The organism is Streptomyces sp. Je 1-4 4N24 (genome assembly GCF_026239515.1).
Taxonomy (GTDB): Bacteria; Actinomycetota; Actinomycetes; order Streptomycetales; family Streptomycetaceae; genus Streptomyces; species Streptomyces nigrescens.
The window spans coordinates 555,445-580,936 of sequence record NZ_CP110836.1 but is presented as its reverse complement, the minus strand read 5'-3'; the positions used below and the strand labels follow the sequence as shown (position 1 = coordinate 580,936).

Here is a 25,492-nt window from a genome sequence, read left to right as displayed (position 1 = left end):
CATGGCGAATGAAGAACGGCTTCGGGACTACCTCAAGTGGGTCACCGCGGACCTGCATGAGACCCGTCGGCGCCTGCAGGAGCTGGAATCGCAGCGGCAGGAGCCGGTCGCAATCGTCGGGATGAGCTGCCGCCTTCCTGGGGGTGTGCGGTCGCCGGAGGAATTCTGGCGTCTGCTGCACAGCGGGGAAGACGCCATCTCCGAGTGGCCGCAGGACCGTGGCTGGGATGCCGATGCGTTGTACGACCCGGAGGCAGGTGGATCGGGCACGAGCTACTCGTGCAAGGGCGGTTTCATCTACGAGGCCACCGAATTCGACCCCGGCTTCTTCGGGATTTCGCCGCGTGAAGCGCTCGCGATGGACCCGCAGCAGCGACTGCTGCTCGAAGCGTCCTGGGAGGCATGCGAAGGCGCCGGAATCGATCCCCTGGGGCTGCGGGGAAGCCGCAGCGGTGTTTTCGTCGGGGCCAGCGGCCAGGAGTACGGCGCCGGCCTTCGCGATATTCCCGACGATGTCCGTGGTCATCTCCTGACGGGCAACTCGACCTCGGTCGTGTCGGGTCGTGTCGCGTACACACTGGGCCTTGAGGGCCCTGCCGTGACCGTGGACACGGCCTGCTCCTCCTCCCTGGTCGCGCTGCACCTGGCTTCACAAGCCCTCCGGTCCGGCGAGTGCACGCTCGCCCTGGCGGGCGGGGTGACGGTGATGGCCACACCCGGGGCGTTCATCGAGTTCAGCAGGCAGCGCGGCCTTGCGGCCGATGGCCGTTGCAAGGCGTTCGCGGAGGCCGCGGACGGCACGGGGTGGGCCGAGGGCGTCGGCATGCTGGTGCTGGAGCGCCTCTCGGATGCCCGGCGCAACGGCCACCGGGTGCTGGCGGTCGTACGCGGCACCGCCGTGAACCAGGACGGCGCCTCCAACGGTCTGACGGCGCCGAATGGTCCTTCGCAGCAGCGGGTGATCCGTCAGGCGCTCGGGGCGGCCGGGCTGTCGCCCTCCGACGTGGACGCCGTCGAGGCACATGGCACGGGGACGTCCCTGGGCGATCCGATCGAGGCGCAGGCGCTGATCGCGACGTACGGTCAGGACCGGGACGAGGACCGGCCGTTGTGGCTGGGGTCGGTCAAGTCGAACATCGGTCATACGCAGGCGGCCGCGGGTGCGGCCGGTGTCATCAAGATGGTGCTGGCGCTACAGCACGGCATCCTCCCGCAGACCCTGCACGTCGATGAGCCGTCGTCGCATGTGGACTGGTCGGCCGGCAACGTACGACTGCTCACCGAGGCCGTCGGATGGCCGGAGAACGGGCGACCGGGACGGGCGGCGGTCTCCGCCTTCGGCGTCAGTGGCACCAACGCGCACGCGGTGATCGAGCAGGCACCCGAGGCGGAGCCCGCACCCGAAGAAGAACCGCAGGACGGCACGGCCGCGTCCGCGCGGCTGCCGATGGTGCCCTGGGTCCTCTCGGCGCGCGGTGACTCCGCCCTCCGCGAGCAGGCCAGAAGGCTGCTGTCGCACGTCGATGCCCACCCCGGGTACGACATACGGGACCTCGCCCGCTCGCTCGCCTCGACGCGCGCCGCGCTGGAGAACCGTGCCGTCGTCCTCGGCAGCAGCCGCGCGGAACTGGTCGCGGCACTGGACGCCCTCGCCCGTGACGAGTACACCGAAGGCATCGTGCGGGGGACGGACCTGCCCGGCGCGAAGACGGCCTTTCTGTTCGCGGGGCAGGGTTCCCAACGTCCGGGAATGGGACGTGAGGTGTATGACACGTTCCCGGGGTTCGCGGACGCTTTTGATGCGGTGTGTGCGTGCTTCGAGGGCGAGTTGGGGGCTCGGCTGCGGGAGGTCGTGTTCGGCGACGATGCCGAGGCGCTGAACCGGACGGAGTTCACTCAGCCGGCGTTGTTCGCGGTGGAGGTGGCGCTGTTCCGGCTGGTGGAGTCGTTCGGTGTGCGGCCGGATTTCCTGGTGGGCCATTCCGTTGGTGAGTTGGTGGCTGCGTATGTGGCGGGCGTCCTGTCCCTGGAGGACGCGTGCCGTTTGGTGGCGGCGCGTGGGCGGTTGATGCAGGCGTTGCCGGCGGGTGGCGCCATGGTCTCCCTCCAAGCCGCCGAGGATGAGGTGTTGCCGCTGCTGGAGGGCCAGGAGCAGCGGGTGAGTATCGCCGCGGTGAACGGTCCGCAGGCGGTCGTGGTCTCCGGTGAGGAATCCGCCGTGGCGGAGATCGCGGGGCATTTCGAGTCCGAGGGTCGGAAGGTGAAGCGGCTCCAGGTCAGCCATGCCTTCCACTCGCCGCTGATGGAGCCGATGCTCGACGCGTTCCGAACGGTCGCCGAAAGCGTGGCATTCGAAGAGCCCCGTATCCCGGTGGTCTCGAACGTGACCGGCGAACTCGCCACACCGCAGGATTTGACGTCCCCCGACTACTGGGTGCGTCACGCCCGTGAGGCCGTCCGCTTCGCCGACGGCATCCGCTGGCTGGAGGAGCACAGCGTCGCCCGCTCTCTCGAAATCGGTCCCGACGGGACGCTCACCGCGATGGCTCAGATGTGTGTGGAGGGCCCCGCGCACGTGGCGGTTCCCGCGCTGCGAAGGGACGGGTCCGAGGCACAGCACGTGGTGACGGCTCTTGCGCAGCTGCACGCGCACGGCGCCGTACTCGACTGGGCCGCGCTGCTGCCCGGGACACGGCCCGTCGATCTGCCGACCTATCCCTTTCAGCGTCAGCGCTATTGGCTGGCGGCGACGGGGACAGAGGCCGAGGGCGCCGCGGCCCACGCGCTGGAGGGTGCCGACGCGCAACTCTGGGACGCGATCGAGCGTGGTGATGCGGCAGCGCTGGCCGGGGAACTGGCGATTGCCGGCGACGCCTCGTGGGAGGAGGCGCGCACTGCGCTGACGTTGTGGCGGCGGCAGCGGCGTGAGCGGTCGGTGGTGGACGGCTGGCGCTATCGGGTGGAGTGGAAGCCGCTCGCTGCGCAGTCCGGTGGGGTGCCGGACGGTCGCTGGCTTGCGGTGGTGGAAGCAGGGGACACGTACGCCGAGGCCGTGGTGGAGGGGCTGGCGGCGTGTGGTGTGACGGTTGAGCGGGTGGAGTGTGCCGCGGGGGACTGGGACCGGGGTCTGCTCGCCGCGCAGGTGCGTGAGGTGGCCGGTGCGGAGCCGGTCGCCGGCGTGTTGGCAGTGGGCGCCGCGGATGCAGTGCGTACCGCGGTGTTGGTGCAGGCGCTGGGCGACGCCGGTGTGGGTGGGCGTGTGTGGGTGGTGACGCGGGGGGCTGTCGCGATCGGTCGGTCGGATGCCGGTCCGGATCCGGTGCAGGCGGCGGTGTGGGGCGTGGGCCGGGTGGCGGCGCTGGAGTATCCGGACCGTTGGGGTGGTCTGGTGGATCTGCCGGAGGCTGTGGACCGCAGGGCGCTCGACCGCCTGGCCGGGGTTCTCGCTGATGGTAGGGAGGACCAGGTGGCGGTGCGGGCGTCCGGGGTCTTCGGGCGCCGGCTGGCACACGCTCCCGCTGAGGACTCGGCGGACGGTTGGCGGCCGCGCGGGACGGTGCTGATTACGGGTGGTACGGGCGCGCTGGGTGCCCGTGTGGCGCGCTGGGTGGCCGAACGCGGTGCCGGCCATGTGGTCCTCACCAGCCGCCGGGGCCCGGATGCTCCCGGTGCGTCGGAGGTGGAGTCGGAGCTGTCTGCCCTCGGCGTACGAGTGACCGTGGCGGCCTGCGATGTCGCAGATCCGGACGCGGTCGAGGCACTGCTCTGCGAACATCCCGTGGACGCCGTCTTCCACGCCGCCGCCGTACTCGATGACGGCGTACTCGACTCCCTCACCCCCGAGCGGTTCGCCGCCGTCATGCAGGCCAAGGCCGCCTCGGCCCTGAACCTGCACGAGGCGACCCGCGGCCGTGACCTCTCGGCCTTCGTCCTGTTCTCATCCTTCGCGGGCACCATCGGCGCCGCCGGCCAGGCCAACTACGCGGCCGCCAATGCCTACTTGGACGCCCTTGCCGAGCGGCGAGCGGCCGAAGGACTAGCCGCGACCTCCCTCGCCTGGGGCCCATGGGGCGAGACCGGTATGGCGAGCGACGAGTCGATGGCCCAGCGCATGCGCCGGGGCGGAGTGTCCCCGCTGCGGCCGGACCTCGCCGTCGAGGCCATGGGGAACGCGATCCGCTCCGGTACGCCCGGTCTGGTGATCGCCGACATCGTCTGGGCGGACTTCCGTTCTGCCTTCGCCACGGTCCGCCCGAGCCCGCTGATCGGCGATCTTCCGGAGATCCGTACCGCGGTCGAGCAGGCCGCAGACACGGGAGGCGATGACCGCCGGTCCGAGCTGTACCGGCAGCTTGCGGGACTGGAGCCGGCCGAACAGGAACGCGTACTCACCGATCTCGTCCGGTCGTACGCCGCCGGGGTGCTGCATTACGCGGGTACCGCCGAGGTATCGCCGAACCGGCCCTTCCGGGACCTCGGTGTCGACTCGCTGACCGCCGTGGAGCTGCGTAACGCACTGAGCCTGGCCTGCGGGATCACCCTGAGCGCAACGGTGGTGTTCGACTATCCGACGCCCACGGCATTGGCTGCATTTCTGCGCACCCGCATCGCGCCGGCTCAGGATGACGTCGAGCAGTCGGCGGCCCTCTCCGCAAGTGACGGCGGCGACCCCCTCGCCATCGTGGGGATGAGCTGCCGGTTCCCGGGCGGCGTTGACTCCCCGGAATCCTTCTGGAAGCTGCTGTCGGACGGTACGGACACCGTCGGGGCGTTCCCGGCCGACCGCGGCTGGGACCTGAACGCGGTCTACGATCCCGACCCGGAACACCCGGGAACCACGTACGTCAATGTCGGTGGCTTCCTGAAGAACGTGGACCAGTTCGAACCTGCTTTCTTCGGCATGAGCCCCCGGGAAGCGGTAGCAACCGATCCGCAGCAGCGTCTGCTGCTCGAAGTGTCCTGGGAAGCCCTGGAGCGCGCCGGCATCGATCCGCAGTCCGTACGGGGCAGCCGGGCGGGCGTCTTCGTCGGCACGAATGGTCAGGACTACCCGGCGCTGCTGGCCCATTCCCCGGACGACTTCGACGGCTATATCGGTACCGGAAACGCCGCGAGCGTGGTGTCCGGGCGAGTGGCCTACACGCTCGGCCTGGAGGGCCCTGCGGTGACCGTGGACACGGCGTGCTCGTCGTCGCTGGTGGCCCTGCACTGGGCGGCGCAGTCCCTCCGCTCCGGCGAGTGCGACATGGCGCTGGTGGGCGGTGTGACGGTGATGTCGACGCCCGGAGCGTTCGTGGAGTTCAGCCGGCAGCGCGGGCTCGCCCCGGACGGACGGTGCAAGCCATTCGCTGCGGACGCCGACGGCACCGGCTGGGGTGAGGGCGTCGGAATGCTGCTCGTGGAGCGGCTGTCGGATGCCCGCCGGAACGGTCACCGCGTACTGGCCGTCGTGGCCGGATCCGCGGTGAATCAGGACGGCGCATCGAACGGTCTGACGGCACCCAACGGCCCCTCCCAGCAGCGGGTGATCCGACAGGCACTGGCGAGCGCCGGCCTGACGGCCTCGGACGTGGACGCGGTCGAAGCGCATGGCACAGGAACGGCACTCGGCGACCCCATCGAGGCACAGGCACTCCTTGCCACCTACGGCCAGGACCGCGCCGAGGACCGGCCGTTGTGGCTGGGCTCGGTGAAGTCGAACATCGGGCACACCCAGGCAGCGGCCGGCGTCGCCGGTGTCATCAAGATGGTGCTGGCGCTCCAGCACGGTGTGCTGCCGCGGACCCTGCACGTGGATGCTCCCTCACCCCATGTGGACTGGTCGGAGGGCAACGTACGGCTGCTCACGGAGCCGGTCGCCTGGCCGCACCACGACGAAGCAGCGGCCCATGTCTGCCGGGCAGGTGTGTCCTCGTTCGGTATCAGCGGCACCAACGCACATGTGGTCCTGGAACGCGCCCCGGAACCGCAGCCCACCGCCGAGGCAGCCCCCCAGGCATCACCCGCGCGCCCGTCCGTCATACCGATGGTCCTCTCCGCACGTACCGAGGCCACCCTCCGCGCGCAGGCGGCTCGTTTGCGCGCGGCCTACGAGGCCGACCCGGAACTGGCCCTGGCGGACCTGGGCTTCTCGCTCGCCACGACCCGCTCCCTGCACTTCGACCACCGCGCGGTGGTACTGGCGGATGACCCGGCATCGGCAGTCCACCGACTGGCCGCGCTCGCCGACGGCCACCGCACACCCGGTGTCATCGGTGGTTCCCGGACCGAGGGCCGGCTGGCGCTGCTGTTCGCGGGCCAGGGCGCTCAGCGGTTGGGCATGGGCCGTGAACTGTATGACGTGTTCCCGGTTTTCGCGGATGCGTTTGATGCGGTGTGTGCGCACTTCGACGGTGAGTTGGAGTCTTCGCTGCGGGGTGTGGTGTTCGGTGACGAGGCGCTTGCAGAGGCGGATTCGGATGCGGAGGCCCTGAACCGGACCGGTTTCACTCAGCCGGCGTTGTTTGCGGTGGAGGTGGCGCTGTTCCGGCTCGTCGAGTCCTTCGGCATCCGTCCCGACTACCTCATGGGCCATTCCATTGGTGAGTTGGTGGCTGCGTATGTGGCGGGGGTGTGGTCGCTGGAGGATGCGTGTCGTTTGGTGGCGGCGCGTGGGCGGTTGATGCAGGCGTTGCCGGCGGGTGGGGCGATGGTGTCGCTTCAGGCGTCGGAGGACGAGGTGTTGCCGCTGTTGGAGGGCCAGGAGCAGCGGGTGAGTATCGCCGCGGTGAACGGTCCGCGCTCGGTCGTGGTCTCCGGTGAGGAATCCGCCGTGGCGGAGATCGCGGGGCGTTTCGAGTCCGAGGGCCGGAAGGTGAAGCCGCTGCAGGTGAGTCATGCTTTCCATTCGCCGTTGATGGAGCCGATGTTGGACGAGTTCCGGGCGGTTGCGGAGAGCGTGGTGTACGCGGAGCCGCGTATCCCCGTGGTCTCGAATGTGACCGGTGAGTTCGCTGCGGCGGAGGAATTGACGTCCCCTGATTACTGGGTGCGGCATGTGCGTGAGGCCGTCCGTTTCGCTGACGGTGTGCGGTGGTTGGAGGTGCACGGGGCGACCCGGTTCCTGGAAATGGGCCCGGACGGCACCCTGACCGCCATGGCAGATCTCTGCCTCTCGGCACCTGATCTCTCTCTGCTTCCCGCGATGCGTAAGGACCGCTCCGAGGCCGAGGCCCTGCTGACCGCTGTATCGCATGCGTTCGTGCTCGGCATGGATGTGGATTGGCGTATGTGCTTCCCCGCCGCCCGGCGAGTGGATCTGCCCACGTACGCGTTCCAGCGCGAGCGCTACTGGCCGACGCCTGCACCTGGTTCCGACCCGAGTGAGAACTGGCGGTATCGGGTGGAGTGGAAGCCGCTCGCTGCGCAGTCCGGTGGGGTGCCGGATGGTCGCTGGCTTGCGGTGGTGGCAGCGGGGGATCCGTACGCCGAGGCTGTGGTGGAGGGGTTGGCGGCGTGTGGTGTAACGGTTGAGCGGGTGGAGTGTGCCGCGGGGGAGTGGGACCGGAGGCTGTTGGCTGAGCGTGTGGGTGAGGTGGCCGGTGCGGAGCCGGTTGCTGGTGTGCTGGTGGTGGGTGCGGCGGATGTGGTGCGTACTGCGGTGGTGGTGCAGGCGTTGGGTGATGCGTGTGTGGGTGGGCGTGTGTGGGTGGTGACGCGGGGGGCTGTTGCCACCGGCCAGTTCGATGGTGGTCCGGATCCGGCGGGGGCGGCGGTGTGGGGTTTGGGTCGGGTGGCGGCTTTGGAGTTGCCGGATCGTTGGGGCGGTTTGGTGGATCTTCCGGAGGCTGTGGACCGTGGGGTGCTCTACCGCCTGGTCGGGGTTCTCGCTGATGGTGGTGAGGATCAGGTGGCGGTGCGGGCGTCCGGTGTCTTCGGGCGGAGGCTGGCGCACGCCCCGGCTCCTGCTGGGGATGCGGCTGATGGTTGGCGGCCGCGGGGGACGGTGTTGATTACGGGTGGTACGGGTGCGTTGGGTGCGCGTGTGGCGCGCTGGGTGGCCGAACGCGGTGCCGAGCATGTGATCCTCACCAGCCGTCGGGGCCTGGAGGCCCCTGGCGCGTCGGAGTTGGAGTTGGAGCTGTCTGCCCTTGGGGTTCGGGTGACGGTGGCGGCCTGCGATGTGGCGGACCGGGATGCGGTTGAGGAGTTGTTGTCGGGCTGTGCGGCGGTGGATGCCGTGGTTCATGCGGCGGGTGTGGTGGATTCCGTGTCGTTGGGGGAGGCGGATGCGGAGCATTTTGGTGAGGTGATGGGGGCGAAGGTTACCGGTGCTGTGGTGCTGGATGAGGTGCTGCGGGATCGGGTGCTGGATGCGTTTGTGGTGTTTTCGTCGGTTGCTGGTGTGTGGGGGAGTGGTGGTCAGGGGGCGTATGCGGCGGGGAACGCCTTTGTGGAGGGGTTGGTTGAGGCGCGTCGTGCGCGGGGTGTGGTGGGTTGTGCGGTGGCGTGGGGTCCGTGGGCCGGTGGCGGTATGGCTGGTGTGGAGGGTGCGGAGGAGCATCTGCTGCGGCGTGGGTTGAGGGCGTTGGATCCGGCGTTGGCGGTGTCGGCGTTGGAGGCGGCGGTTGGTGCGGGTGAGGGTTCGGTGGTGGTGGCGGATGTGGAGTGGGAACGCTTCGCTCCGGCGTTCACCAGTGCCCGTCCGAGTCCGTTGCTGGAGGATCTGCCGGAGGTGCGGACGGCGTTGGCTGCCGGGGCCACTGGTGAGGGTTCTGGTGTAGTGCGGGGGCGGTTGGCGGGGCTGTCGGTTGTGGAGCGGGAGCGGGCGCTGCTGGAGCTGGTGCGTACTCACGCCGCGGCAGTCCTCGGCTACGCCAAATCCATGGATCTCGAAATCGGCGCATTCCGGGACTTGGGGTTCGACTCGCTCACTGCCGTCGAGCTGCGCAACGCGCTGAATGCCGAGACCGGCCTTCGGCTGCCCGCCACTTTGGTCTTCGACTATCCGACGCCGGCTGACCTGGCGCGTTTCTTGGACGGTGAGCTGTTCGGGACCAGGACGGACGTGGTATCTGGTTTGCCGGCGCCGGCGTCCACCTCGGACGATCCGGTGGTCATCGTTGGGATGAGCTGCAGGCTTCCCGGTGGGGTGGCAAGTCCTGAGGACCTGTGGCGGCTGGTGGCCGGAGCCGAGGACGCGATCTCCGGATTCCCGACGGATCGTGGCTGGGACCTCGATGCCCTCTTCGGGAACGACACCGGCCAGGCAGGTGCGAGCCGAACGCGCTCGGGCGGTTTCCTGCATGATGCCGCCCAGTTCGATCCGGCGTTCTTCGGTATCAGTCCGCGTGAAGCCGTCGCGATCGACCCGCAGCAGCGGCTGCTGCTGGAAACCTCCTGGGAAGCCCTCGAACGCTCGGGCGTCAGCCCCACTTCGGCCAAGGGCAGCCGTACCGGTGTCTTCGTTGGTGCCAGCAGTTCGGGCTACGGGTCCGGGCTGCGGGAGGCTCCGGAAGGGCTCGGGGGGCACTTGCTCACCGGAAGCTCGGGCGCTGTGGTGTCGGGTCGCGTGTCGTATGCGCTGGGTCTGGAGGGGCCGGCGGTGACGGTGGACACGGCGTGTTCGTCGTCGCTGGTTGCCTTGCATCTGGCGGTGCAGTCCCTGCGCTCGGGCGAATGCGACCTTGCCCTCGCCGGTGGTGTGACGGTCATGGGCAACCCTGGAGCCTTTGTCGAGTTCAGTCTTCAGGGCGGTCTTGCCGCTGATGGTCGGTGCAAGGCGTTTTCGGATGCTGCGGATGGCACCGGTTGGGCTGAGGGCGCCGGTGTGCTGGTGGTGGAGCGGCTGTCGGATGCGCGGCGGAATGGTCATCGGGTGTTGGCGGTGGTGCGTGGCAGTGCGGTGAATCAGGATGGTGCGTCGAATGGTCTGACGGCGCCGAATGGTCCCTCCCAACAGCGGGTGATCCGCCAGGCGCTGGCGGGTGCGGGACTCTCGCCGTCGGATGTGGATGTGGTCGAGGCGCACGGTACGGGGACGTCCCTGGGTGACCCGATCGAGGCACAGGCGCTGCTGGCGACGTACGGCCAGGACCGCCCGGCTGACCGGCCGTTGTGGCTGGGTTCGGTGAAGTCGAACATCGGGCATACGCAGGCGGCTGCGGGTGCGGCGGGTGTCATCAAGATGGTGCTGGCGTTGCAGCACGGCATCCTTCCGCAGACTCTTCACGCTGATGAGCCGTCGTCGCATGTGGACTGGTCGGCCGGCAACGTGCGTCTGCTGACCGAAGCCGTGGGATGGCCGGACAGCGGTCGACCGGGGCGGGGTGCAGTTTCTGCCTTTGGCGTCAGTGGGACCAATGCGCATGTGGTGATCGAGCAGGCTCCGGTGGAGGAGGGCTCGGAGGCCGGGCCGGTGGGTGTGGTCGGGGGCGTGGTGCCGTGGGTGGTGTCGGCGCGGAGTCGGGAGGGGCTGCGGGCGCAGGCGCAGCGGTTGTTGGCGCATGTGGAGGCCCGGCCTGAACTCGGCGCGCCCGAGGTGGGGTTTGCCCTGGCCACGACACGTGCGGCGTTTGAACACCGAGCCGTCGTCCTCGGCACCGAGCGCGCGGCACTCCTCGAAGGCCTTACCGCTGTGGCAGAGGGACCTGCTGCGGTCCATGCGGTAACGGGTGCGGTGAACACCGGAGGCCGGCTGGCCCTGCTCTTCACGGGGCAGGGTGCGCAGCGGCTGGGGATGGGCCGGGAGCTGTATGACGCGTTCCCGGTGTTCGCGGACGCCTTTGATGCGGTGTGTGCGCACTTCGACGGTGAGTTGGCGTCGCCGTTGCGGGGTGTGGTGTTCGGTACGGATGAGGACGCGGATGCGGAGCGGCTGAACCAGACTGGTTTCACTCAGCCGGCGTTGTTTGCGGTGGAGGTGGCGCTGTTCCGGCTCGTCGAGTCTTTCGGGGTTCGCCCCGACTACCTCATGGGTCATTCCATTGGTGAGTTGGTGGCTGCCCATGTGGCGGGCGTCCTGTCGCTGGAGGATGCCTGTCGTCTGGTGGAGGCGCGCGGCCGGTTGATGCAGGCGTTGCCGGCGGGTGGGGCGATGGTGTCTCTCCAGGCCACCGAGGCCGAGGTGGTGCCGCTGCTGGAAGGCCGTGAGCGGTGGGTGAGTATTGCCGCGGTGAACGGCCCGAACTCGCTCGTCATAGCCGGTGAGGAGTCCGCGGTGGCGGACATCGCCGGGCGTTTCGAGTCCGAGGGGCGGAAGGTGAAGCGGCTGCGGGTGAGCCATGCCTTCCACTCGCCGCTGATGGAGCCGATGCTCGACGATTTCCGGGCGGTGGCGGAGAGCGTCACGTACGAGCAGCCACGTATTCCGGTGGTCTCGAACGTCACCGGCGCTCTCGCCACGCCGCAGGAGTTGACGTCTCCCGACTACTGGGTACGACATGTCCGTGAGGCCGTCCGCTTCGCCGATGGTGTCCGGTGGCTGGAGGAGCACGAGGTCACGCGGTTCCTGGAGATCGGGCCCGACGGCACCCTGACCGCCATGGCGCAGGGGTGCCTCGACGGTGACGTGGATGCGGATCAGGTCCTTATTCCTGTTCTTCGTGGCGATGACCGCGGTGAGGTGTCCGCGGTGCTGTCGGCCGCCGGGCGGGCGTTCGTCCACGGCATCGGCATCGACTGGCAGACGTTCTTCACTGCCACTGCCACTGCCACTGCCACTGCCACTGCCACTGCCACTGCCACTGCCACTGCCACCACCCCCGCCCACACGCCCGTCGACCTGCCCACCTACGCCTTCCAACACCAGCGCTACTGGCTGGAGATACCGCCCACCACCGCGGACGCCTCGTCGATCGGCCTTGCCGCCGCCGGACACCCGCTCCTGGGCGCGACGGTGTCTCTGGCCGGTGGCCATGAGGTGGTGCTGACCGGGCGGCTCTCCGCCCGGACGCAGCCGTGGCTTGCCGAGCACCGCGTGGCGGGCGCGATCGTCGTACCGAGTACGGCTTTCCTGGAGCTCGCGGTGCGTGCGGGGGATGAGGTCGGCTGCTCCCACATCAGGGAACTCGCCCTCGAAGCACCGCTTGTGCTCACCGAGGACGGTGCGGTGCAGTTGCAGCTGCGTATCGAGGACCCGGATGCCTCCGGTGACCGGGCACTTGGCGTGTATGCGCGTCCTGCGGTGGCGTCGGCCGATGTGCCGTGGACGCGGCATGCGAGCGGCGTCCTGGCGGAGAGCGGTTCGTCGCAGCCCTTCGACTTTGCGGTATGGCCGCCCGCCGGCGCGGAGCCCGTGGACATCGACGACTTGTACGACGGGCTGGCGGCAGCCGGATTCGACTACGGCTCAGCCTTCCGCGGCGTGCGAAACGTCTGGCAGGCCGCCGACGGTGTGTATGCCGAGGCCGAGCTGCCGGAGTCCGGAGCCGAGGGATTCTCTCTGCATCCGGCGCTGTTGGACGCGGCGCTCCATCCCCTCGGCCTCGGTGTCCTGGACGGTGTGGCGACGGAGGCCATGCTGTTCGCGTGGCGTGGTGTGTCCTTGCAGGCGACCGGCGCGACCGCACTGCGCATCCGGCTGACCCGCCGCGGGCCTGACGAGGTGTCCCTCCAGGCGGCTGATGGCTCCGGGCAGCCGGTGGTCGCGGTCGATTCGATGCTGATGCGCAAGACCGGCGAGCTGCCGGACGACCGTACGCCTGCGCTGCCGGCTTCGCTGCTCCGTCTCCACTGGGCACCGATCGCCGTGGAAGCCGTGGAAGCCGTGGAAGCCGTGAAAGCCCTGGAAGGGGCCGTGGACTCGGACATGGTCCGGGACCTGGCAGCGGATGCCCCTGCGCCGCGGCTAACCGTAGTGGGGAGCGACCGCTGGGGCTTGGCCGAAGCACTGGGCACCAACACAGCCGAGGCCGCCGATTCCACGACTGCCGACACGGTGTTCGTGACCGGTGTCGTCACTGCGGCCGAAGCGCACACCACCCTCATGGCGCTGGGCGAACGGCTGGTCCAGGAGCCGGCGGCCCGTCTGGTGTGCGTCACCCGAGGTGCCGTCGCCATCGGTGACGGGGCACCGGACGCCGAGGCCGCCGCCCTCTGGGACGAGCTCCGCGTTGTCCAGGCCGAACACCCGGGCCGCATGGTGCTCGTGGACATCGACAATGACCTCGACAACGACCTCGACAACGACCTCGACTCCCTCCGTGTCCTGCCCGCCGCGGTTGCCACGGGCGAGTCCGAGATCGCTGTTCGTGGGGGTGAGGTGTCGGCGCCGCGACTGGTGAGGTGCGCGCCGACCGCCCTCACCGTGCTGGATGTGGATCCCGCCGGAACGGTCCTGGTCACCGGACCGTTCGCCGAGCAGGTCGCCGGTGCCCTTGAGGTCCAGGCGCAGGTGGAGACCGTTGCGTACCAGGACCAGGACCAGGACCAGGACCAGGAAGACGGGGAAGACGGGGAAGACGGGGACGGGGAAGGGGGCCGGGGCCCGGATGTCCTGGAGGCGGCGATTGCCGCGATCCAGGCGGCCGCACGACCGGTCAGTGCGGTCGTGCACACCGCCGATCTCGGCCGGAGCCGCGACATCGATACGGCACGGCGCCTGGACGAGCTGACCCGCGGGACCGACGGGGACGGTGCGCCGTCCGCGTTCGTCCTCATCGGCATCGGTCCGGCCAACGCTCCGGGGTGCGGGCAGCTGGCCGCGCTCGCTCACCGGCGTGCCGCCGCCGGCCTGCCCGCCCTGGCACTGCTCCCGCCGCCCGGTGCCGGTACCCCGGGGCTTTCCGCGGTGCCGGTGGAGGAGACTGCGGCGCTGGTGGGCGCCGCTCGGGCGACGGGCCGGAGCGTGCTGCTTCCCGCGCGGGTGGACCGCGCCGCACTGCGCAGCTCCGCGGCCCCGCTGCCGGCGGTCCTCAGCACCTTGGTGCAGGGCTCCGGGCGACGGATCGCCACACGCGAGCAGGCGACGGCGGCCTCCCGCATGGCGCGGCAGCTCGCCGGGAAGGGGACGGCCGAGCGCGGCCGAGTGCTGCTGACTCTCGTCCGTACCCGGATCGCCCATGTCCTCGGCTATGCCGGCCCCGACGAGGTCGAGCCCTCCCGGAGCTTCACCGAACTCGGATTCACCTCCCTCACCGCCGTCGAGCTGCGCAACCAGCTCAGGGAAGCGACGGGTATGGCGTTGCCCGCCACGCTCGTGTTCGACTACCCGACCCCGGTGGCACTCGCCCGCTACATGGACGGTGAACTCACCGGAGAAACGGGCGTCTTGGCACCCACGCCGTCCGGTGCGCCCCTCGGCAACGACCCGGTTGTCATCGTCGGGATGAGCTGTCGCTACCCGGGCGGAATTCGCACCCCCGAGGAGTTGTGGGAGCTGGTCGCCGCGGGTGGCGACGGGATCTCCCCGTTCCCCGACGACCGTGGCTGGGACCTCGGCGGCCTGTACCACCCGGACCCGGATCACCCGGGCACGTGCTACACCCGCGAAGGCGGTTTCCTGCACGACGCCGGCCACTTCGACCCGGGCTTCTTCGGCATCAGCCCCCGCGAGGCGCTGTCGATGGACCCGCAGCAGCGGCTGCTCCTCGAAGCGTCGTGGGAGGCCCTGGAACGCTCCGGGATCGACCCCGCGGCCGCGCGCGGCACCCTCACCGGCGTCTTCGCGGGCGTCACCTACCAGGACTACATCGGCATCCTCGGCGGAGCGCAGGAGAGCTTCGAGGGATACGTCGGCACCGGCAACTCGCCCAGTGTGCTGTCCGGGCGGATCGCCTACACCCTCGGCCTCGAAGGGCCGGCGGTGAGCGTCGACACCGCCTGCTCGTCATCCCTGGTCGCCCTGCATCTGGCCGTCCAGTCGCTCCGTCAGGGCGAGTGCGATCTCGCGCTCGCGGGCGGTGTCACGGTGATGTCCACCCCCGGTTCGCTCATCGAGTTCAGCAGGCAGCGGGCGCTCGCCGAGGACGGCCGGTGCAAGCCGTTCTCGGCCGGTGCCGACGGCGCGAGCTGGGCCGAGGGTGTCGGCATGGTGGCCGTCGAGCGGCTGTCCGACGCCCGGCGCAACGGGCATCCCGTACTGGCCGTCATCCGCGGCAGCGCCCTCAACCAGGACGGTGCCTCCAACGGCCTCACCGCCCCCAACGGCCCCTCCCAGCAGCGGGTCATCCGCCGGGCACTGGCCGCCGCCGGCCTCGGCCCGCAGCAGGTGGACGCCGTCGAGGCGCACGGCACGGGCACCACCCTCGGCGACCCGATCGAAGCCCAGGCCCTGATCGCTGCCTACGGACAGGACCGCGACGACGACCGCCCGCTGTGGCTCGGCTCGCTCAAGTCGAACATCGGACACAGCCAGGCCGCCGCCGGCGTGGGCGGCGTCATCAAGATGGTGATGGCGCTGCGCAACCGACTGCTGCCCCGGACGCTGCATGCCGACGAGCCCAGCCCGCACGTCGACTGGACGGCAGGCAACGTACGGCTGCTCACCGACGCCGTCGCATGGCCGGACGGGAACGAGCCCCGCCGGGCCGGTGTCTCCTCGTTCGGAATGAGTGGCACCAACGCGCATGTCATCGTCGAGGAGGCACCCCGGCAGCGGACACAGCCGGAAACCTCCGCGGAAACCGCTCTCCCCGTTGTGCCGGTGCCCTTGTCGGCGCGTACCGAGGATGCGCTGCGCGACCAGGCCGCACGTCTGCGTTCCCACCTGCTCGCCCGGCCGGACGAGTGCGACCTCACCCGGGTCGGCTTCTCGCTCGCCACCACGCGCTCCGCCTTCGAGCACCGGGCGGTGCTCGTCGTGGCCGACCGGGAGGACCTCGACCGGGGCCTGCGGGAGATCGCCGAGGGCGCGATGGTCTCCGACGTGCCCCGGGGCGTCGCCCGCGACGGAAGCGCCCGCCCCGTCCTGGTCTTCCCCGGCCAGGGCAGCCAGTGGGCGGGCATGGCACGCGAACTGCTCGACAGCTCACCGGTGTTCGCCGATCGACTGGCCGACTGCGCACGCGCCCTTGCCCCCTTCGTCGACTGGTCACTGACGGCCGTCCTGCGCGGTGACGCCGATGCACCGGACCTCGAACGGGTCGACGTCATCCAGCCCGCACTGTGGGCCGTCATGGTGTCGCTCGCCGAGCTGTGGCGCTCGTACGGAGTGGAGCCCGACGCGGTCGTCGGACACAGCCAGGGGGAGATCGCCGCCGCCTGTGTCGCCGGGGCGCTGACCCTGGACGACGGGGCGCGTGTGGTGGCCCTGCGCAGCCGGGCACTGACCGCCCTCACGGGAAGCGGCGGCATGGTCTCCGTCCAACTGCCCGCCGGGACGGTGCGTGAGCGCATCGAGCCATGGGGCGAGCGGCTGTCCGTCGCCGCCGTGAACGGCCCCGCCTCCGTCGTGGTCTCCGGCGCCGCGGACGCGCTCGACGAGCTGTTCGCCGTGCTGATCGCGGACGGCGTACAGGCCCGCAAGGTCTCCGTCGACTACGGCTCCCACTCGGCGCAGGTCGAGCCGGTGCGGGCCCAGGTGCTCGACGCACTCGACGGCATCAGCCCGGCCGCCGCCACCATCCCCTTCTTCTCGACCGTCACCGGCCAGTGGCAGGACACCACCGGCCTCGACCCCGACTACTGGTACACGAACCTGCGGCAGACCGTGCGGTTCGAGGACGCCATCCGCGGTCTGGTGGCCGCAGGACACCGTGCCTTCATCGAGGTCAGCCCGCACCCCGTGCTGTCCGGCGGGGTCCGCGACTGCGTCGACTCACTCGGCACGGACGCCGCCGTGCTCGGCACCCTGCGCCGGGACGCGGGCGGCCTCGGCCGGCTCCTCACCTCCCTCGCCGAAGCACATGCGCAGGGCGTGGCCGTCGACTGGGCCGCCGTCTTCGCGAGCACCGGCGCCCACCGCGTCGACCTGCCGACCTACGCCTTCCAGCGTGCGCGGTACTGGCCCCAGGCACGTGAACTCGCTGCCGCAGACAGCCAGGAGAAGCCGTTGACCGACGCTGTCGAAGCGAAGTTCTGGGAGAGCGTCGAACAGGAAGACCTCCGGGCCCTCGCCGACACCCTCGCCCTGGACGGCAACGAGCCGCTGAGCGCCGTACTGCCCGCGCTGTCGTCGTGGCGCAGGAACAGCCGCGAGAAGTCCACCGTCGACAGCTGGCGGTACACCGTGCGCTGGTCGCCGCTCGCCGAACGCACCGCCGCCGCCCTGCACGGCACCTGGCTGCTGGTCGCCTCGGCGGTGGAAACCGCCGAGGGCCGGGTGGCCGCCGTACAGGAAGCGCTCATCGCACACGGCGCCCGGGTACGCCTCGTGGAGCTGGCCCCCGAGGACGGCTCCGGCCGCGAGCGGACCGCGGGCCGGCTGCGCGAGGCGCTCGGCGGCGACGACCTCACCGGAGTGCTGTCGCTGCTCCCGCTGGACGAGCGCACCCACCCCGCCCACCCCGCCGTTCCCGTAGGACTGGCCGGGACCCTGTCCCTCCTCCAGACACTCGGCGACCTCGGCATCGAGGCGCCCCTGTGGTGCGCCACCCGTGGGGCGGTCGCCATCGGCCGCTCCGAGTCCGTCACCCACGCCCACCAGGCTCTGGTCTGGGGCATGGGCCGCGTCGCCGCCCTGGAACACTCCGACCGCTGGGGAGGCCTCCTCGACCTGCCCGAGGCTCTCGACAAGCGGGCCGCTGACCGGCTCTGTGCCCTGCTCGCGAGCCCGGACGGCGAGGACCAGATCGCCCTGCGCGCCTCCGGAGCCTACGGCCGCCGCCTGGTACGCGCCCCGCTCGCCGGCACACCGGCCCAGCGCACCTGGCGGCCCCGCGGCACCGTCCTCGTCACCGGCGGCACCGGAGCCGTCGGCGGCCACATCGCCCGTTGGCTGGCCCGCCACGGCGCCGAGCATCTGCTGCTCACCAGCCGCCGCGGCTCCGGGGCACCGGGCGCAGCGGAACTCGAAACCGAACTCACCGCGCTCGGCTCCCGCGTCACCATCGCCGCCTGCGACGTCGCCGACCGCGATGCGCTGCACGACCTGCTGGCAGCCGTTCCCGAGGAGTACCCCCTCGACGCGGTCATGCATGTCGCGGGTTCGCTGGACGACGGCGTGATCGACTCCCTCGACCCCAGCCGTATGGACACCGTGCTGCGCGCCAAGGTCACCGCGGCGCTCAACCTTGATGAGCTGACCCGGGAACGGGAGCTGTCCGCGTTCGTGCTGTTCTCCTCCACCTCCGGCACCATCAGCGGCCCGGGCCTCGGCAACTACGCCCCCGGCAACGCCTTCCTCGACGCACTCGCCGACCGGCGCCGCGCCGAAGGACTCCCCGCCACCGCCGCCGCCTGGGGCCACTGGTCCGGAGACGGTATGGGTGAGGGCGCCGTCGGCGACCGGCTCCGGCGCTACGGCGTCTACGACATGCAGCCCGAACTGGCCTGCGGAGCACTCCAGCAGGCCCTGGACCACGACGAGACATACGTCTCCGTCACCGACCTTGGGTGGGACAAGTTCACCCCCGCCTTCACCGCCTCCCGGCCCAGCGCACTGCTGCGCGACCTGCCGGATGCGCAACGTTTCCTGGACACGGCACAGGAGAGCGACGACACCGGCTCGGACGCCGCCAAGCTGCTCCAGCACCTCGCGGGACTCGCCGAGTCCGAACGCGCCGGCATGATCCTGGACGTCGTCCGCAGCTATGTCGCCACAGTGCTCGGCTACGCCGGTCCCTCGGCGATCGACCCCGAACGGGCCTTCAGCGACCTCGGTTTCGACTCGCTCAGCGCCGTCGAGCTGCGCAACGGCATGAGCGGCATCACCGGTCTGCGGCTGCCCGCGACCCTCGTCTTCGACTACCCGACCTGTGCGGTGCTCGCGGACTTCCTGCTGGCCGAACTGTCCGACACGACAGCCCATGACGCGGCTGCGCCGGCGCCGACCACCGTGCCGGCAGGACAGGCGGAGCATGACGAGCCGGTGGCGATTGTGGCGATGAGCTGTCGGTTCCCTGGTGGTGTGGGGTCGCCGGAGGAGTTGTGGGGGTTGTTGGCTGGGGGTGGGGACGGTGTGGTGCCGTTCCCGGTGGATCGTGGTTGGGATGTTGAGGGGTTGTATGACCCGGTGCCGGGTCGTCCGGGGAAGGTTTCCACGCGTGAGGGTGGGTTCTTGCCGGGGGTGGACGAGTTCGATCCCGGGTTCTTCGGGATTTCGCCGCGTGAGGCGGTGGCGATGGATCCGCAGCAGCGGTTGTTGCTGGAGACGTCATGGGAGGCGTTCGAACGAGCCGGGATCGACCCGGTGTCGCTACGTGGCAGCCGTACCGGCGTCTTCGCCGGCACCAATGGCCAGGACTACACGGGGTTGTTGGTGGCGTCGGGTGAGGAGGATTTGGGGGGTTATATCGGTACGGGTAATGCGGCGAGTGTGGTGTCGGGGCGGTTGTCGTATGTGTTTGGTCTTGAGGGGCCTGCGGTGACGGTGGATACGGCGTGTTCGGCGTCGTTGGTGGCGTTGCATTTGGCGGTGCAGTCGTTGCGTGCGGGTGAGTGTGATCTGGCGTTGGCGGGTGGTGTGACGGTGATGTCGACGCCGGGGTTGTTTGTGGATTTCAGTCGGCAGCGGGGGTTGGCTGCTGATGGTCGGTGCAAGGCGTTTTCGGATGCTGCGGATGGTGCGGGGTTTTCCGAGGGTGTGGGTGTGCTGGTGGTGGAGCGCCTTTCGGATGCGCGGCGGAACGGGCACCGGGTGTTGGCGGTGGTGCGTGGCAGTGCGGTGAATCAGGATGGTGCGTCAAATGGTTTGACGGCGCCGAATGGTCCCTCCCAGCAGCGGGTGATCCGTCAGGCGCTCGGGGCGGCGGGACTGTCGCCCTCCGACGTGGATGTGGTCGAGGCGCACGGTACGGGGACGGCACTGGGCGATCCGATCGAGGCGCAGGCGCTGCTCGCCACCTACGGTCAGGACCGCGAGCCGGACCGGCCGTTGTGGCTGGGTTCGGTGAAGTCGAACCTCGGGCATACGCAGGCGGCCGCGGGTGCGGCGGGTGTGATCAAGATGGTGCTGGCGTTGCAGCACGGCGTCCTTCCGCGGACTCTGCACGTCGATGAGCCGTCGTCGCATGTGGAGTGGTCGGCGGGGGAGGTGCGGCTGCTGACGGAGGCGGTCAAGTGGCCGGAGTCGGATCGGCCGCGGCGGGCCGGTGTGTCCTCGTTCGGCATCAGCGGCACCAACGCCCACACCATCCTGGAGGAAGCCCCGTCCGCGGAATCCGAGGCCTCATCCGCACCTGCGGAAGAGGTCGGCGAGGGAGCCCGGACACCTGCGGAGTCCTCCCCCGTCCCCTGGGTGATCACCGGCAAGACCAGGTCCGCGCTCCGCGCACAGGCCGCACGGCTGCTCGCACATGTGGAGATCTTCCCGGCTCTGCGCACTGCCGACGTGGGCCTGTCGCTGGCCACCACGCGCTCGGTCATGGAGCACCGGGCCGTGGTTCTCGGTTCGGATCGGAACGAGCTGCTCCGCGGCCTGGCTGCCGTGGCGGCTGAGGACCCCTCTCCGCACGCCGTCACCGGGTCCGCAAGGACGGACGGCCGGCTGGCTCTGCTGTTCACGGGGCAGGGCGCACAACGGTCGGGGATGGGACGGGAGTTGTACGAGGCGTTCCCGGTGTTCGCGGACGCCTTTGATGCGGTGTGTGCGCACTTCGACGGTGAGTTGGCGTCGCCGTTGCGGGGTGTGGTGTTCGGTACGGATGAGGACGCGGGTGCGGAGCGGCTGAACCAGACTGGTTTCACTCAGCCGGCGTTGTTTGCGGTGGGGGTGGCGCTGTTCCGGCTCGTCGAGTCCTTCGGGGTTCGCCCCGACTACCTCATGGGTCATTCCATTGGTGAGTTGGTGGCTGCCCATGTGGCGGGCGTCCTGTCGCTGGAGGATGCCTGTCGTCTGGTGGCCGCCCGTGGCCGGTTGATGCAGGCTCTCCCGGCCGGCGGCGCCATGGTCTCCCTCCAGGCCACCGAGGCCGAGGTGTTGCCGCTGCTGGAAGGCCGTGAGCGGCGGGTGAGTATCGCCGCGGTGAACGGCCCGAACTCGATCGTCATAGCCGGTGAGGAGTCCGCGGTCGCGGAGATCGCCGGGCGTTTCGAGTCCGAGGGGCGGAAGGTAAAGCGGCTCCAGGTCAGCCATGCCTTCCACTCCCCGCTGATGGAGCCGATGCTCGCGGAATTCCGGACGATCGCCGAGAACGTCACGTACGAGCAGCCCTGCATCCCGGTGGTTTCGAACGTGACCGGCGCTCTCGCCACGCCGCAGGAGTTGACGTCTCCCGACTACTGGGTGCGTCATGTCCGTGAGGCCGTCCGTTTCGCGGATGGTGTCCGGTGGCTGGAGGAGCACGAGGTCACGCGGTTCCTGGAGATCGGGCCGGACGGCACCCTGACCGCCATGGTGCAGGGGTGTCTCGACGAGCCCGGCCACCTCCTCGTCCCCGCGTTGCGGAAGGACCGTGCGGAGGCGTCCGGCCTGCTCACCGCCCTCGCCCAGGTGTTCGCCGCCGGGACACCGCTGACTTGGGAGGCCGCCTTCGCAGGGCGCGATGCTCGCCGGGTCGGCCTGCCGACCTACGCCTTCCAGCGGCACCGTTACTGGCCCAAGCCCCCCGTCATACCGACCGGGGACATCAGCTCGGCGGGTCTCGGTTCGGCGGACCATCCCCTGCTCGGTGCGGCGGTCGAGGTGGCCGGTTCCGATGCCTTCCTCTTCACCGGGAGGTTGTCGCTGCGCACCCACCCGTGGCTCGCGGACCACGCGGTGACCGGTACCGTCCTGTTCCCCGGTACGGGCTTCCTCGAACTGGCCGTACGCGCGGCCGACGAGGTGGGCTGCGACCGGGTGGAGGAGTTCACGATCGCGGCGCCGCTGGTCCTGCCGGAGCGCGGGGCGGTGCAACTGCAGCTGGCGGTGGAGGCGCCGGACGCTTCCGGGCGGCGGACGCTGAACCTGTACTCCCGGCAGGAGGACGACCTTGGTGAACAGCCGTGGGTGCGCAACGCCAGCGGTGTGGTGTCCTCCGGGGCGGCCGCGGACCAGGGCGAGCCGTACGACTTCACGGTCTGGCCCCCGCACGGTGCCGAGGCCACCTCGGTCGACGACTTCTACGGTCGGTTCGCCGAGGCCGGATTCGCCTATGGCCCGGTCTTCCGCGGGCTGAAGGCCGTCTGGCAGCGCGGCGACGAGATCTTCGCCGAGGTCGGACTGCCGGAGGAGCACGACGGGCCGGCCGGAGCGTTCGGGCTGCATCCCGCGCTGCTCGACTCCGCACTGCACGCGATGATGTTTGTGTCCATGGAGGATGTCGGCCGGGGACGGCTGCCGTTCTCCTGGAACGGCGTCTCCCTGCGCGCCGCCGGAGCCACCGCTCTGCGGGTCCGCCTGGTCCAGGCCGGGCCCGAGTCGGTCTCTCTCGAACTGGCCGACCCCACAGGGGGTGCGGTCGCCTCCATCGAATCACTGACGCTCCGTCAGGTCTCTGGTGAGCAGATGATGAGCGGCAGCGCCCCCTACCACGAGGCGCTGTTCCAGGTGGACTGGGTCACCGCGCCCGTGCCCTCCGTACAGTCCGACGAGTCATGGGCGGTCGTCGGGGACATGGCACTGGCCGTGGCCCTGGACGGCACCGGCGTACGAGTGGAGGCAACGGACAGCCTGAACGAACTCGCCGACGAGGCACCCGCCGTGGTGCTGGTCAGTTGCGCGAGCGCGGCGCACCCGCCCGGGACGGCCGCCGGTGCACACACCGCCGTCAACGAGACGCTCGCTCTGCTGCAGAGCTGGCTGGCGGATGCGCGCTTCGACGGCTCCCGGCTGGTGCTTCTCACGCACGGTGCCGTGAGCACCTCGGACGCGGACCACCCGGACCCCGCGCAGGCCGCAGTCTGGGGCCTGGTCCGGGCAGCCGGAGTCGAGAACCCCGGCCGGTTCACGCTCATCGACCTCGACGGGAGGGCCGAGTCGACAGCTGCTGTGCCCGGTGTGCTGGCGAGCGGCGAGCCCGAGGCCGCGGTCCGGGCGGGAGCAGTGCACATACCGAGGCTGGCCCGGGTCGCGTCCGCGGAGGCGCTGCGCCGGCCCGACTCCGACGGGGACGCCTGGCGGCTGGACATCGCCGACAAGGGCACCCTGGAGAATCTGCGCCTGGCCGAATGCCCGGAGGTGAACGCCGAGTTGGGCGCCGGACAGGTACGCATCGGCGTGCGTGCGGCCGGGGTCAACTTCCGCGATGTGCTCAATGCGCTGGGGATGTACCCCGGTGAGGCCGGTGCGCTCGGGAGTGAGGGCGCCGGAGTGGTGCTGGAGGTCGGCGCCGGCGTGCATGACCTGCAGCCCGGTGACCGGGTGATGGGGATGTTCTTCGGCGCCTTCGGCCCCGTCGCGGTGGCGGACCGCCGCCTGCTGGCCCGCATACCCGACGGCTGGTCGTTCGCGCAGGCGGCGTCCGTCCCGGTCGTGTTCCTGACGGCGTACTACGCGCTGGTGGAACTGGCCGAGGTGCAGGCGGGCGAGTCGGTGCTGGTGCACTCCGCCGCGGGCGGCGTCGGTATGGCCGCGGTGCAGCTGGCCCGGCATCTGGGCGCGGAGGTGTTCGGCACCGCGAGTCCCGGAAAGTGGGAGACCCTGCGGAGTTCGGGGCTGGACGAGACCCATCTCGCCTCGTCCCGTGACCTGGACTTCGAGCGGTCCTTCCTGGCGACCACCGCCGGCCGGGGCGTGGATGTCGTGCTGGACTCCCTGGCACGGGAGTTCGTGGACGCCTCGCTGCGGCTGCTGCCGAGGGGCGGACGCTTCCTGGAGATGGGCAAGACCGATGTCCGGGACGCGCAGGAGATCGCGGCCGAGCACGCGGGTGTCCGGTACCGGGCGTTCGACCTGTGGGACGCCGGTCCCGAGCGGATCGGGCAGATGCTGACCGCGCTCCTCGACCTCTTCGACCGGGGTGCGCTGGAACCGTTGCCGGTGACGGCATGGGAGGTGCGCAGAGCCCCGGAGGCCTTCCGTTACCTCAGCCAGGCCCGGCACATCGGCAAGGTCGTGCTCACCATGCCGGTGCCCCTCGACCCCCAGGGCACGGCCCTGGTGACCGGCGGCACCGGTGGTCTGGGCGCGTTGGTGGCCCGGCATCTGGTGGCCGAGCACGGAGTGCGCCACCTGCTCCTGGCCAGCCGGCGCGGACCACAGGCCCCGGGCGTCGATGCGCTGCGTGCAGAGCTCGCGGCCCTCGGTGCCGAGGTCACCGTCGCCGCATGCGACAGCGCCGACCGCGAGGCGCTGCGCGGGCTGCTGGACTCCGTCCCGAAGCAGCACCCCCTCACCGCGGTCGTGCACACGGCCGGGGTGCTCGATGACGGAGTTCTGTCCGCCCTGACGCCGCAGCGGCTGGACAAGGTGCTCGCACCGAAGGTGGACGCGGTCAGCCACCTGCACGAGCTGACCCGGGACGAGGATCTGGCGGCGTTCGTCGTCTTCTCCTCGGTCGCGGGGACGTTCGGCAGTGCGGGGCAGGCCAACTACGCGGCGGCGAACGCGTTCGTGGACGCGCTCGCGTGCCGGCGCGGTGGACTGGGGCTTCCCGCACAGTCGCTGGCGTGGGGCGCCTGGGCTCCCGGCGTCGGCATGACGGGCGAACTGAGCGAGGCGGATCTGCAGCGCATGGCGCGCGGGGGCATGCTTCCCCTCACCCCGGAACAGGGCCTCGCCCTGCTCGACACCGCACGGGACCTGGCCCGCCCCCTGCTGCTGCCGATGAACCTCGATACGGCACCGCTGCGTGCACACCCCGAGGCCGTACCGCCGCTGCTGCGCGGTCTGGTCCGGGCACCCGCCCGCCGCGGTACCGCGACCTCCGCCGCGGCGAAGGGAGCGGCAACACCGCAGGATCTCGCGGAGCGGCTGGGCGCACTGCCCCCGGCGGACCGCGAACAGTATCTGCTCGACCTGGTCTGCACCCAGGTGGCGATCGTCCTCGGACACGGATCCGCCGAGGACATCGAACCCGATCAGGCATTCAAGGAGCTGGGCTTCGACTCGCTGACGGCGGTGGAGCTCCGTAACCACCTCAACGCGGCGACTCACCTCAGGCTGCCCGCCACCCTCGTCTTCGACCATCCGACACCGCTCGTCCTGGTCCGCCATGTCCTGGACGAAATCGACCTGCCCCAGACCTCGGGCGCGCAGCCGGTCCTCGGCGAGCTCACCCGGCTGGAGGCGGCGCTTGCCGGAGCCACGGTCGATGACGAGGAACGGGCCCAAGTCACCGAGCGGCTGCGGGCGCTGACCGAGCAATGGCAGGGCAGCGGCAGGCAGGAGCGAGGCGCGGATCCGTACACGGAAAACGATGAGGAAGACGGCGAGCTGGAGTCGGCCGCGACCGCCGGCGAGCTGTTCGACCTCATCGACAAGGAACTGGGAACGTCGTGACCGGACGCGGGGAACCGCTCGGCTTTGCTCGAGGATGTGACGTTGGTGGCTGCT

At 70.4% G+C, this 25,492-nt stretch carries 1 protein-coding gene; it reads left to right on the top strand.

The features are described from left to right. Position 1 precedes the first annotated feature (1 nt). Positions 2-25,438: a type I polyketide synthase gene (locus SLV14N_RS02395; protein ID WP_265872753.1), complete on the top strand. Its 25,437-nt coding sequence runs from the start codon at positions 2-4 to the stop codon at positions 25,436-25,438. The last annotated feature ends 54 nt before the right edge of the window (positions 25,439-25,492 follow it).

What these genes read in the sequence shown, in the direction of transcription:
- SLV14N_RS02395 (WP_265872753.1), top strand. Translation starts at nt 2, where the DNA reads ATGGCGAATGAAGAACGGCTTCGGGACTACCTCAAGTGGGTCACCGCG.